Origin of the sequence: Hyunsoonleella aquatilis, assembly GCF_014270105.1 — a bacterium.
GTDB lineage: Bacteria > Bacteroidota > Bacteroidia > Flavobacteriales > Flavobacteriaceae > Jejuia > Jejuia aquatilis.
Map to the genome: position 1 here is coordinate 1 of NZ_JACNMF010000001.1, position 13,239 is coordinate 13,239.

Below are 13,239 nucleotides of genomic sequence, written 5' to 3' on the forward strand. Positions count from 1 at the left end.
AGTTTTCCGGCGGTAAGTTCGTCTAAAATTTTGAGTTTAAAAGATTCTGAATACCGTCTAATTACTTTGTCATTTTTGTACATAATTGTTTAAGATTATGTAGCCTTTATTCAGGACGGGTCACAATTGGCTACAACGGTCTCGGCTATGAGTAGTTGCGTGGGTTAGCACTTAACTTTGCAAGAACACACCAAACTGAAAATCCGCGAGGATTTTCAGAAGTAGGCGAGAACCAGCAATTACTTATAGCCATTGTTGTACGTAGTATTTTAATCAATAAATTTTGATGTGAAATTTGGTGTATATCTTCGTATTAAATTTTCCGTAAATTTTTCTTTCTCCTGTTTATTTTCAAAATATTCATCGTCATCTTCTTCGTCTTTCATTAATTCAAGGAATTCACTTTTGTACTCTTCTGTATTTTTATAAAGTTCAAATTGTTCATCCATAAATACCTCATACTTTTCATTATCATACGTTCGTCTTTCTTGCTCAGTTCCATTTTGAAATTCAATTAATAGTCGATTTCTATCTTTAAAAGAAACCTCTAAATTCAGATGAACAATCAAGATTCCATTATATAAATCCATTAAAACTTTATTTTGACCTGGAAAGACTTTATCAAAAACTGATGTCATTTCCGCTTTCCATTTTTTTTCAGAATCTTTTTTTTCGGCATTAATTTTAATATCTGTTAAATATAATTTTTTGTCTATTAATGTAAATGTTGCAATATATCCTCTGTGAAGTGCACTCGACATAATATTCGTCTTTGGTTTTCTGTCTGGATATTTTTCAAAAAAAGGCTCCAAAGGATTGTTTCTGATTGAATATTCCTTTCCGTCGATAATAATTTTATCTGGATATTGTCCAGTTGCATTTGCATTTGTAAACACAAATGACAATAATAAAAAGAGTATTGTTTTAAGTTCGTTTCTCATATTACGTACAATGTTGCCATGGATATGCGCCGTTTTTAATGGCCTATATCCGACGTTACCTGCCTGCCAGCAGGCAGGAACGAAGTTCGTGATTTTTTTTGACAATGTCAATATTTAGCTACAAAAAATTTTTCTCTGCATAGAAATTTCAATTGAACCCGTCATCCCCACAGAGGCGGGAATCCAATCCAAGAAATGAAAGTCTGGATCGGTGAAAAACCAAGTGTAGCTGGGAAATCGTGTCCGATTATTGGTCAAATACCAAGCGCAATGTGCCATCCAGTTCTATTTGTCGAGGGATACGGTTTTGTTTTACCGACTCTAGCTTTTTAAGGGTTAGGTCTTGCTTGCCCAAAGAGAGCGCTAAGTGCACAACGCTTACGTCGAACATCGTGCCATGATACTGTCGCATCTGTACCTCTTCATCATTTTGTATCGGCTTCTTTTGATTCCATTAATTCAACGCGCGTACCATCGAGATCATGCACATTGCACAGCCAACGCTTACTGCGACCAATCATCGGCTCGTAACGTTTAAGATCGGGCAAGCCATTAATTAGCATATCGCGGTGTGCCTTTCGAGTATCATCAGTCATAATGCACATATGATGCATTGTTCCCATTTGCTTTTTACTCAGTTTCATATCGTTTATGAGGATAAGTTCAACATAGTCACCCCTATCTCCTGGCATCTGCATATTCACCCAACCATACGGACCGCCATCCTTAGCCGGTTCCCGCCTAATCTCCTGAAAGGCTAAAGCATCTCGATATAAATCGTCGGCCGCCTCTTCGTCCGTAATTGTGATGCCCACATGGAGCAAACGATCGGAAACCCGTCTCGACCCCAAATGCTTGCCTCGTGATAGCGCCTGCTTGGAACCGGAGGTGTATTCAACAAAAATCAAGTGATGTCCGCTGGGGTCTACGAGACTGCTCGCTAAGGTACCATCCGGCTTTTTTTCCACGGGTGTCGGATCGAGCCCTCTTTCTCGGAGCATCCCGACAGTAGTTTCGATGTCCGAAACCTGAAAAGCAATTTCCACCAACCGATTGTCATCCGTCCCCCCAGGCTTTGAGACCAACTTCACGAACTGGTCGTCGTTGATTTTTAAATACCAAGTCTCCTGATCCTCATACGCCGCAAAGGCGAATTCGAATCCATAGATATCCGAATAGAAGGCACACGATTGTTCCAAGCTTGATACTTGAAACGCCACGTGGGCTATTCCCAAGATGGGCAGTGTTTTTTTAGTTTTCATTCCCATCGACAGCCAAGATACTATTAGGGTTAAAACGAGTAATTTCTTCATACGTTTTTGTGTTTAGATTGAGGTTGAAAAGCGCTAGGAGCGAGTTTAAGATACTAAAATATTACTAGGTATTTAGTAAAGATTGCCTTATTTCCGTTCGCTTCCCTCTTGTTATTTCAAGAATTTGGTGACTGCAAATTAGTTTGCAATGTGCTTACTTTCAAAATGTTGAGCAAATAGATCCTAATTATGTAAATGTAGATGAAGGTTTAAGGACTGTTGGGAATCATATTGAGGGTGTGAAGTAGAAAATAGACAAGAAAGCACAAAAGAGAGGATTAAAACTCATGTCAATATTATGGTACTGAATTTTTGTACAAATTATAGCTAACGGTCTCCTTTACTTTGAATTATTAAATTGCTAGAAGAAAAGAGGCGAACTAAAACGGTCTTCAAGCTAGTGGCTTACTAGAGGTGCCAGTCATCTTTTTCTCTTATGGTTGTAAAGAACCCACCAAAGGAAATAGCCACTGCGACAATTTTTAAACTTAACTAGGGCTTTGCAAAGATAGATTCATAATGTTCCGAGCGGTCAAAAATACCGCCACTTTTCCCATAGAAATCCTCGTTTAACTCGTAAACACCTTTTTTCGCGTTTACCCAACTGGCATTTGGATGCGGATGGTAAGTCAACATGGTGTTCCAGTTTTTATAGTTTTGATGGCCGTTACTTTCAACAAGACCGAGATGTCCCATCCCCGGGAAAGGCTTTAGTCGTGCCGCCACATTTTTGTTCCATTCGACCAATATCGGGTTGACCGTAAGGTCGGCACAAAAACAGGGAATATCACGTTCATAGGCCGCTTGGGCGATTTTCATTGTCATGCTTAAGGTTTTCGCTATCGCCTTTAAAGCTATGGCCTTATAGCCCATTTCCATACGTTTAATGGCGTCTTCATCGGTGTGGGCGCTTTCATCGGCCGCTAGCCGAACGGGAATATCGGAAACATCGAATTCAAGTTCCTCGGCAAAAGGTTCTTCGATGATGGCTATTTGTTCAAAAGCACCTATTTTTTTGGCATGATCCAAAAGCTGTAGCAAAGTCTCTTTCTTCTCATATCTTCCATTGGCATCAAAGTAATAGGGCAATTTTCCATTTTTCGAATAGGGCGTACGTACATCGCCAATGGCTTTGTGAATGGCCGATAATCTGGCTTTGTCCTTTTCAAGCATTTCTTGTTGTGAGCCCGGCTGCCCGATTTTTATCTTCATAAAAAAATACCCGTCATCCACCGCTGTTTTAATCTCATCAATGGGAATCGTGTACGCCATCAATGGAATAGCCGCCACTTTTTCATGATTATGTGAAAGCGATGGTTTGTACGCCTTCGGAATCATGTCATCGAAAGTGGTGAATCCGTTTTCTTGTGCGTACAAAAGCCATAGGGCATTATCCACACCGACCAATGCATTCAAGGCAAAGGTCTTTCTCAAATCTGGATTAGAAGTTACTTTCTTGGCATATTCGTACACTTCGGGAAGCATTTGGTCAAGCAAATCAACGGGACTCGTAAAACTTTGCCCTTTGATCATTTGTTGTGCCCGTTCCGTTATGGCATACATAAGCGCATTGCCGGCACTTTCTGAATTATTGGCAAAAACCTTCGCATCGGACCAGAGCACATTTTGTGTACAAAGACCGATTTGATGCTGTCCGGAAGTACTTTCCAGAAAACTGATGGTTTGCCAGATTTCGGACATATACCCGCCTTTAAATCCAAAGGGACGGATGAGCGGTTCTCTCTCGAAATTAGAGTTTACGGTTTTTATTGTAATGTTTTTCATTGCTTGTTCTTTTGAATTGGCAAAAAGATTTACAGGATGGGTAACGGCCATTGCCCCAGAGGCTAACAATCCGTTTTTTATAAATGTTCTTCGTGAATTGTTTTCCATGTGGCTAGTTTAGCTGATGTTTTACAAGTTTCTCGCGGATGAAATCCACATCTTTTTTAAGTTTTGAAACCAAAATTTTCTGTTGTTGCAATGGCGATAATCTTTCTTCTTCAGTACTTAGCAATTCATATTCCGCGTGAAGCGTTATGGGCGCAACAATGCCCAAAGTTTTTAGGGTTTTAAAATATAAATCGAAATCGACGATGCCCTCTCCAAGCGGAAGTTTTTTCACTTTCGATTGGCCTCTACCAACATCCCATGTGAAATCCTTTATAGCAAGGGAGCCTATTTTTTCTGCCAATAGGTGCATAGATGTTATCCAAGATTTGTTGCCTTCGCAAACCGCATGTCGAATATCGAACTGATTGCTCATCCACTCTTTGGGAATATCGTGCAGCACTTCCGCCAAATCCCACATAGAAGCTCCAAACCAAGTCCCTGCATGATTTTGATAGCCTCCTTGGATTCCTATACGTCTATTCATTTCGGCTAGTGCTTCCATTTCGCTTTTTATCTTTTCAATGGAAGAGCGTACCCCAAGCTTCAGATCATATTTATAGTACCCTAAACGATAATGTGTAATCCCATGTTTGGCAGCGGTAGATAAAACCTTTTCAGCCATTGGGTCGTCAGCCTTTGAGATGTTACTTACTATCATTTCAACGGTCAATCCTTTTTGTTTTGCCATTTCGATGATTTTGGGTAAATCAACTTCCACCGCTTCCGGCAATACACAACCTTTTGGCCTAACGGTCGGATCTAGTCCATCAAAACCTGCCATTTTTACGGTATCCATCAAAAAATCAGGGCCATATTTATCGAGCGGCTTGGTAAACAAACTGATAGGATACGGTTTTGATTTCTGCCCACTTTTGGTTGCAGCCATAACATTTGAAAAGGGAATGGCAGCTGCCGCAAGGACTGTTTGCTTTATAAACTTTCTTCGATGATTCTTCATGGTCTTACTAATTTAGAGTCTCCAAGGGGCGCGATATTCGTAGTGCAGGTATTCGTTTGCCTTTTCACTATTGGTTATACGTTCGTTCACCGCATCCCATTCAATGCGTTGCCCTAGTTCCAATGAAATATTGGCCAAATGGGCAAAACTTGTGGAGCGGTGGCCCTCTTCCAACGAGCAAAGTGGCTCGCCGCCATCTTTTATACAATCCAAGAAATTACGGATAAGGTTGCCCGTGGAATTCTCTTTGCTTCCCATATCTCCGAATTCGGCACCACCCTCCAATTTCTTTTCAACTGGCTCAACTAAGGTGTTCCAGGTCTGAAACTGTCCGGGTTGCGCGGATGATATCGAATAGCCATTTTGGTCGGCGATTAAATTACCCTTTGCCCCGTGCAATTCAACTTCCCCTCCGGAAATTGCACCACCTCCACTGGCTTCATGGATACTGAATTTTATTATCGATTTTGAAGGCATTTCAAAGAGAACTTCCATGGTATCGGGAATATTACGATCATCTTGAACCGCAAATTTTCCGCCGGTAGCGGTTATGGCAACTGGAGCCTGCTCATTCAACATCCAACGGATGACATCCATAAAATGCACCCCCCAGTTGCCCATTTGGGATGAGTATTCTTTCCACCAACGGAAAAAATATGGGGCGATATTATATTGATACGGCCGGAAAGCCCGAGGCCCCAACCACATATCCCAATCAAAATCCTTTGGCGGTTCCTCCGGTTGAAGCATACCAATGCCATTAGGGTACATATTGCTGGTGCGTTGTGCGCGGGCAGTAGTGACCTTACCGATAATGCCACTCTGGACTTCTTTGGCCAAATGTTGGTAAATCGATGAGCCCCTGCGGTTCAATCCGACGGCACAGACCTTACCGGATTTCTTGTGTGCATTCACCATGGCCCGACCCTCTTGAATGGTAATAGTCAATGGTTTTTCAACATAAACGTGTTTTCCTGCCTCCAAAGCGGCAATCGTCTGTATCGCATGCCAGTGATCCGGGGTTGCGATACATACCGCATCTATATCTTTTTGCTCAAGTAGTTTTCGAAAATCGGTATAACGTTTTACCTTCGATCCGAATGCTTCTCCCATTTTTGGGACTTTGCCGATTTCAAGATAACGCTCGGCCACCTTTGAGCGATCGCGCAGGGTGTAGGGTTCGTAAACATCACATAAGGCGGCCACTTCAACATCAGGGTTTTCCATAAACCAGTTCAACAACAAAGTTCCGCGGTTACCAAGGCCGATAAAGCCCATCCGGATTTTTTCGTTCGCCCCCATGACCGATGTCATAGACATGGCCGATGACAGTAAACCAGATGTCAATCCGATTGTCGCCATGGACGAGTTTTTAATAAATTTTCTTCGATTTTGCATTGTAGTGTTAGTTGGTTGCTTTCCTAATCAAGGTGTATTCAATATTTGTTTTACATATGCTTACATCAAAAGGTTTTATCAATGGATGTTACATAACCTTGAATAAATCTTCAGTGTTTTGCATTTATAGCCGTGGGCTTCAGGTTCTTTTAGTCTTTTAAAATCGGTTATAGATTCTGGGGCCTTATTGATGTGTTAATAGTACATACAATGCAACCGAATATTCCATGACGAGCAAGCTCAAAACGAGCGTTTTGGATGCTTTAGCTGAAAGCTTGATTCCCTAAAACTAGGGAACTGCGAAACAATCGCTTCGTACTCCTCATCCTGATACCCTATGCTCGCCATACGAAATGCAGGAGCGAGAATCTCTGGCAGAAAGGGAACCACCTGCTTGTAGTGCCAGACCCTGGGAGGCCAACCTTCTGGCACTTCTTCGACATAAGGCCTAAGGAATTCTAGCGCTCGCCGGATACTACGGCCATCTGCCGTCTCGTAGGTCCACAAATCTACCCCGACCCACTCGCCAAGAGTTGCAAGCTCAGTAAGCCCCGTCAAATTCATTTCGGAGTAGTTAAACGACTTAGTGCGACGCAGCTCCATGGGCTGTGCTCCATCCGGTTCTATTTGACGAGCAATACGGTTTTCTTTTACCGACTCTAGCCTTTCACGAGCTAGGTCGTACTTGCCCAAAGCCAGAGCCATGCGTACGACTCTTACGTCGAACATAGTCCCATGATTCTGTCGCATCTGAATCTCTTCGCGGCCATAATCGCTATTCATAAACCAATCCAGAAATTCCGATATCCAAATCTCCAGTGCCGCCCGATCGTCTTCGCTCCAATGCCTCGATCCATCCAATAGCCCTGCAGCGTCCACCGCCTTCACTACACCGCCCGCTTCAATCATTCCAATATACCGCCCTTGGTTTCGACCGGGTACCGCTTGTGCATACTTCAGGTGGGGATTCATTCGCGTAGCGGGGTTGATAAACCAAACTCGCAGGCACCGGGCTGCATGTGCGGCGTAAGACTCCTCGCCACTAAGGTAATAAGCAAGGGCGAGCGATTCCACCAAGTGGCCGATTTCATGGCCGCGTGAATAATCGGCGAAATCAGGGTTTCTGGATTCCGGATTTATTATGCCGTCTTTTGGGAGGTAGGGCAGACCGTCTGATTTCGAAGGGTCAGGCCAAAGGTAGGGAGCCTGAGTATAGTAGTCATTTAGATTCCCCGTGACGGGATGTCGTTTTTTGTTTGTTACCGTTGGGGGTTTTATCTCTAAAGCTTCGTCCGCCACCCTCAGCAGGGCTTGGTAGGCTGGCACTAGCGAGGTTTCACCTCGGGCAATTCCTTGTTTAACGTCTGGCAAGGCGCCGCGTCTTGCACCGAAGAAACGAGGACTTTCTTTTTCAGCCACAGTCGTAGCTAGTTCGTCCTGTGCAAAACTTGTTTGTGGAAGAATAAATGGACTCAATATTAAAAATAGGATTGCCAACAGGGAGAAACGTGAAGGTATTATTATATTCATCATTTTGTCACCGCCGGTTTTGATTCCATTAATTCACAACGCGTACCATCGAGATCGTGCACATTACAAACCCAGCGGTTGTTACGGGCAATCAATGGCTCATAGCGTTCAAGATCGGGCAAGGCATTAAATAACAGATCGCGATGCGCCTTTTGAATATCATCAGTCAAAAGGCACATATGGTGCATTGTTCCCATTTGCCTTCGATTTAGTTTCATATCGTTAATGAGAATATACTCAATGTAGTCGCCTCTATCTCCCGGTAACTGCATATTCACCCAAGCATCTGGACCACCATCCTTACGCGATCCACGCCAAATCTCCTGAAAGCCCAAAGCGTCTCGATACAATTTGTTGGCCGCCTCTTCGTCTGCAATGGTGATGCCCACATGAAGCAAACGGTCAGAAACCCGCCTGGACCCTAGATGCTTGCCTCGTGCTAGTGTTTGTTTAGAATCGGAAGTGTATTCCACAAAAATCAGGTTATGTCCGTTCGGATCCACAAGAACACTCGACAAGGTGCCATCGGATTTTTTTTCCACGGGTGCTGGATCGAGTCCTCTTTCTCGGAGCAATGCGACAGTAGTTTTTATGTCTGATACCTGAAATGCCACTTCCACTAACCGATTGTTATCCGTCCCCTCAGGCTTTGAGACTAACTTCACAAACTGGTTGTCGTTGATTTTTAAGTACCAGGCCTCTCGATCTTCATACGCCGCAAAGGCGAATTCAAATCCATAGAAAGCCGTATAGAAGGCACGCGATTGCTCTAAGCTTGAGACCTGAAACCCCACATGGGCTATTCCAAGAATGGGAAGTACTTTTTCAGTTTTCTTTCCCATGGATAGGCAAGATAACAGTAGAGTTAAAAGGAGTACTTTCTTCATATGCTTTTTCGTTTACATTGAAATTGAAAATTTACATGATTACGTTAAGATACTAAATATTATTAGATATGCAGTAAAGATTCAATGATTTGCATCCGCTTCCCTCTTTTTAGGGAATCTTCATAAAAGAGAAGATGAAAGCGGCTATTGTAGATCGTGCTTATGACAGGGCAATTGTTGCCAACACCTGTGTAATCGTAGCTTTGTGCCATACAGCTTCTGTCGTATCCTTTAACCCTGCAATGCAGAATTTTTCAACAAAATGCAAAATGGGACTCGTAACGACTTTAGGTTAACTTCAAAATAAGCTTACTAAAACTCCGCATTTTGAGGCGTCCTCGGATAAGGAATCACGTCCCTAATATTGCCCATTCCGGTAACAAACATTACTAAACGCTCAAAACCAAGCCCAAAACCGGAGTGTACTGCCGTACCGTATTTGCGCAAATCCAAATACCACCACAGCTCTTCTTCGGGGATATCCAATGCGGCCATTTTTTCTTTTAGCACTTCCAAGCGTTCTTCCCGTTGGGAGCCGCCGACGATTTCGCCAATTCCAGGGAATAGTATATCCATTGCGCGAACGGTTTTGCCATCATCATTTAAGCGCATATAAAAGGCTTTGATATTGGCAGGATAATCAAAAAGGATAACAGGGCATTTGAAGTGTTTTTCTACCAAAAAACGCTCGTGTTCACTTTGCAGATCGATACCCCATTCCTCAATCGGGAACTTGAATTTTTTCTTTTTATTAGGTTTGCAGTTGCGCAAAATATCAATGGCTTCGGTATAGCTAACTCGCTTAAAATTATTGTCAATGACAAACCTTAATTTTTCAATTAGTGCCATATCGCTACGTTCCGCCTGGGGTTTTGTTTTTTCCTCATTTAAAAGGCGTTGCTCCAGAAAATCCAAATCGTCACGATTGTGTTCCAAAACATAGTTCAGCACATATTTCATAAAATCCTCGGCCAAATCCATGTTGCCCGGTAAATCCATAAAAGCCACTTCGGGCTCAATCATCCAAAATTCAGATAAATGGCGGGAGGTATTGGAGTTTTCAGCTCGAAATGTGGGGCCAAAGGTATACACTTTTCCCAAAGACATGGCATAAGTTTCGGCCTCCAATTGTCCCGAAACGGTCAAATTGGTTTCCTTTCCGAAGAAATCCTTGGAGTAGTCCACCTTGCCATTGCCGTTTATCGGTGGGTTTTTAGCATCTAGTTTCGTCACTTTAAACATTTCGCCTGCTCCTTCGGCATCACTGCCTGTGATAATCGGGGTGTGCATGTAGTAAAACCCATGGTCGTTAAAATATTTATGAATGGCGTAGGACAGCGCAGAACGCAATCGCATCACGGCACTGAACGTATTGGTGCGCGTCCTTAAATGGGCATGTTCGCGCAAAAATTCGAAGGAATGTTTTTTGGGTTGAATAGGATAGGCTTCTGGGTCGGAATCGCCCAAAACTTCCAACTCGCTCACTATAATTTCTACGGCCTGTCCTTTGCCTTGGCTTTCTACCAATTCACCCTTAATGTGCAGTGCGGCCCCAGTGGTAATGCGTTTTAAAACAGCCTCTTCCATGTTTTCAAAATCAACTACGCATTGGATATTATTCAAAGTAGAGCCATCGTTTAAAGCTATAAATCGATTCGCCCTAAAGGTTCTAACCCAGCCTTTTACTTCTACTTCTGGTAGCTTATTTTCTTGTTTTAATAACTGAGAGACAGAATATAACTGCATACTTAAGGGTTTTGAACAGTAAATATAATGGTTTCAAACTTGAAAAATCAAATTCTAAAATCTAAAAATCAGATAAAATTTGGGTTAATTATTTAAAATCAGGTTTTAAAGTGTAATTAGGCTTCATTTACAGCAGCTTCCTCCTCCTTGTCATCTTCCTCAGGAATAATATTGATAGGCGGTTTTCTTAACACTTCCTTGTTGGCTATGCTTCGTTCTAAGGATAATAATAGCGAAGGCAATAGCAATAAATTGGACAGCATGGCGAACAATAGTGTTGCTGAAACCAAAGCTCCCAAAGCTACGGTACCCCCAAAACTGGAAATGGTAAATACCGAAAACCCAAAAAACAGGACGATAGAAGTATAAAACATACTGACCCCGGTTTCACGGAGTGCACCGTAAACGGACGGTTTAATTTTCCATTTGTTGGCTTGGAGTTCCTGACGGTATTTGGCCAAAAAGTGAATGGTATCGTCCACCGAAATACCGAAGGCAATACTAAACACCAAAATGGTAGACGGTTTTATAGGGACGCCAATGTAGCCCATTAAGCCTGCGGTAACCAAAAGAGGCAACAGGTTAGGGATTAACGATACAATAATCATTCTCCCCGAGCGGAACATATAGGCCATGAACAATGAAATCAACAAAATGGCCAAAGACAAGGATATGGCTAGATTTTTAATCAAATATTTTGTCCCTTTTTGGAATACGAGGGCCTTTCCGGTTAGGGATACATCATATTGTTCCGTTGGAAAAACCTTGTCGATTTTTTCTTGGAGGTTTTCTTGGATACGCTCCATTTTATCGGTACCGATATCCTTCATAAAGGTGGTAATGCGGGCATATTGTCCCGTGCTATCCACAAAATTTTTCAGTAAGTCTACATCCGAAGATGAGTTTTTGGCATAAGATAGAATAAAACTGTTTTCCTGTGAGGTGGGAAGCTGGTAATATTTAGGGTTGCCATTGTAATAGGCCTGTTTTGAATATTTTACCAGCCCAACTACCGAAATGGGTTTTGAAAGTTCGGGGGTTTCCTCAATATAAGTTTCAATCTGATCCATTCGCTTTAAGGTGGACAGTTTCATCACACCTTTTTTACGCTTGGTGTCTACCATAATTTCAACCGGCAAAATACCGTCAAATTCCTCTTCAAAAAACCGGATATCATTTACAAATTGCGATTCTTGAGGCATATCTTCAATCAAACTCCCCGAAATCTTAATTTGATACATGCCAATCATACTCACAATCACCAGCAAAAAAGATATGGCATAAATGGCAATGCGGCGTTGCCTTACCATCCGTTCCATCCAGTCTACAAATCCGCCTATCCAACGCTTGTTTAAATGTTCCAAATGGCGGTCCTTCGGGAATGGAAGAAAGGTATAAATGATTGGAATAATTAGAAGGCAAAGAATAAATATGGCCAGAATACTCAAGGAGGCAACAATACCGAATTCTTTTAAAAGGGTACTTTCCGTCAGAATAAAAGTTGCAAAACCCGATGCAGTAGTAACATTGGTCATCAAGGTGGCATTACCGATTTTGGTAATAACCCGTTGCAAGGATTTAACTTTATTCCCATGCAATTTCACCTCATGTTGATATTTGTTAATAAGGAAAATACAGTTTGGTATGCCAATAACGATGATCAAAGGTGGAATAAGTGCCGTTAATACGGTGATTTCATATTTGAGCAAACCGATAATGCCCAAGGTCCACATAACCCCAATGCATACCACGATAAGTGAGATAAAAGTGGCCCGAAACGACCTGAAAAAGAAAAAGAAGATCAATGAGGTGACTAACATGGCGGCCAAGACAAATTTGCCGATTTCGCCAATAATGTTTTCTGCATTTTTGGTGCGGATATATGGCATACCTGAAACGCGAACGTCCAGTCCGTAATCCTTTTCAAAAGCCTCTATTTTTGGTTCTAAAATATTGAGCACGAACTCCTTTCTAGTGGAAGTGTTTACTAGTGATTTCTCAAAATATAGAGCGGTACGAATCGTTTTGGTTTCGCTATTAAACAGAAAATTATCGTAAAAAGGGTACTTGTTGAATAGCTCGTTTTGCAAGGTCTCAATTTGCGCAACACTTGTTATCGAGTCCTTGATAAATGGCTCTAAAACGAAGCGTTCTTCTTCAGAATTTTTTACTAGCTTTTGAAGATCTTTTATTGAAATAACGGCTTCAATGGCATCATAGCTTTTAAATTCCCCACAAAACCTGTTCCAGGCATTGAGGAGTTTTACATCAAATACGGCCGTATCTTTCACGCCGATGACGATCAAATTGCCTTCTTCTCCGAAGGTGTCCAAAAAGTTGCTGTAGCTGATGTTGGCTTCGTGGTGGTCGGGAAGCAGGTTCGCCTCGGTATTGCTAAAACGCATATTGTCCCATTGGGTGCTGAACAGATAGGTTGCAATGATAATCCCAACAAGAATCACTATTTTATTCCGAAGAATAATCCTAGCGGTCAGGTCCCAAAAGTCTTTTGTCAATAATTTAAACATGCGTTTTTATAACGATGGGCAAAGGTAGAAAAAACAATGTAGTAA

General features: G+C 42.1%; 11 protein-coding genes. 1 reads left to right on the forward strand and 10 read right to left on the reverse strand.

The features are described 5' to 3' along the window. Nucleotides 1–269: 269 nt before the first annotated feature. The 8 genes from H7U19_RS00005 to H7U19_RS00040 all read right to left on the reverse strand — a co-directional run bounded on the left by H7U19_RS00005 (nucleotide 270) and on the right by H7U19_RS00040 (nucleotide 8,920). A complete protein-coding gene (locus H7U19_RS00005; RefSeq protein ID WP_222597359.1) occupies nucleotides 270–1,046 on the reverse strand; it encodes a hypothetical protein in 777 nt (258 codons plus the stop codon). Between the two features lie 142 nt (nucleotides 1,047–1,188). Then, nucleotides 1,189–1,353: a hypothetical protein gene (locus tag H7U19_RS00010; protein ID WP_186557789.1), complete on the reverse strand. Its 165-nt coding sequence runs from the start codon at nucleotides 1,351–1,353 to the stop codon at nucleotides 1,189–1,191. A 13-nt stretch (nucleotides 1,354–1,366) separates the two neighbouring features. Then, nucleotides 1,367–2,254 carry a VOC family protein gene (locus tag H7U19_RS00015; RefSeq protein ID WP_186557790.1) on the reverse strand — a complete coding sequence of 296 codons (888 nt, stop codon included), beginning with the start codon at nucleotides 2,252–2,254 and terminating at the stop codon, nucleotides 1,367–1,369. 492 nt (nucleotides 2,255–2,746) lie between these two features. Continuing rightward, entirely contained in the window at nucleotides 2,747–4,147 is a 1,401-nt protein-coding gene (locus tag H7U19_RS00020; RefSeq protein WP_186557791.1) for an enolase C-terminal domain-like protein, read from the reverse strand. A 4-nt stretch (nucleotides 4,148–4,151) separates the two neighbouring features. Then, on the reverse strand, nucleotides 4,152–5,105 hold the full coding sequence (locus H7U19_RS00025; protein ID WP_186557792.1) for a sugar phosphate isomerase/epimerase family protein: 954 nt from the start codon (nucleotides 5,103–5,105) through the stop codon (nucleotides 4,152–4,154). Between the two features lie 12 nt (nucleotides 5,106–5,117). Continuing rightward, nucleotides 5,118–6,467, reverse strand: coding sequence for a Gfo/Idh/MocA family protein (locus tag H7U19_RS00030; protein ID WP_186557793.1), 1,350 nt, complete (start codon nucleotides 6,465–6,467; stop codon nucleotides 5,118–5,120). Nucleotides 6,468–6,743: 276 nt separating this feature from the next. Continuing rightward, entirely contained in the window at nucleotides 6,744–8,036 is a 1,293-nt protein-coding gene (locus H7U19_RS00035; RefSeq protein ID WP_186557794.1) for an alginate lyase family protein, read from the reverse strand. Beyond that, nucleotides 8,033–8,920 (reverse strand): VOC family protein, encoded by an 888-nt coding sequence (locus H7U19_RS00040; protein ID WP_186557795.1) that lies wholly within the window; start codon nucleotides 8,918–8,920, stop codon nucleotides 8,033–8,035. The genes H7U19_RS00035 and H7U19_RS00040 overlap by 4 nt, the downstream gene beginning before the upstream one ends. Nucleotides 8,921–9,054: 134 nt before the next feature. Between H7U19_RS00040 and H7U19_RS00045 the strand changes: the two genes are divergently transcribed. Beyond that, nucleotides 9,055–9,216: a hypothetical protein gene (locus tag H7U19_RS00045; protein WP_186557796.1), complete on the forward strand. Its 162-nt coding sequence runs from the start codon at nucleotides 9,055–9,057 to the stop codon at nucleotides 9,214–9,216. Nucleotides 9,217–9,232: 16 nt separating this feature from the next. On the opposite strand, the gene asnS is transcribed toward H7U19_RS00045, so the two are convergent. Together asnS and H7U19_RS00055 are read right to left on the reverse strand one after the other, a co-directional pair. Beyond that, a complete protein-coding gene (asnS, locus tag H7U19_RS00050; protein WP_186557797.1) occupies nucleotides 9,233–10,666 on the reverse strand; it encodes an asparagine--tRNA ligase in 1,434 nt (477 codons plus the stop codon). Nucleotides 10,667–10,782: 116 nt separating this feature from the next. Then, nucleotides 10,783–13,194 (reverse strand): efflux RND transporter permease subunit, encoded by a 2,412-nt coding sequence (locus H7U19_RS00055; RefSeq protein WP_186557798.1) that lies wholly within the window; start codon nucleotides 13,192–13,194, stop codon nucleotides 10,783–10,785. Between the last annotated feature and the right edge of the window lie 45 nt (nucleotides 13,195–13,239).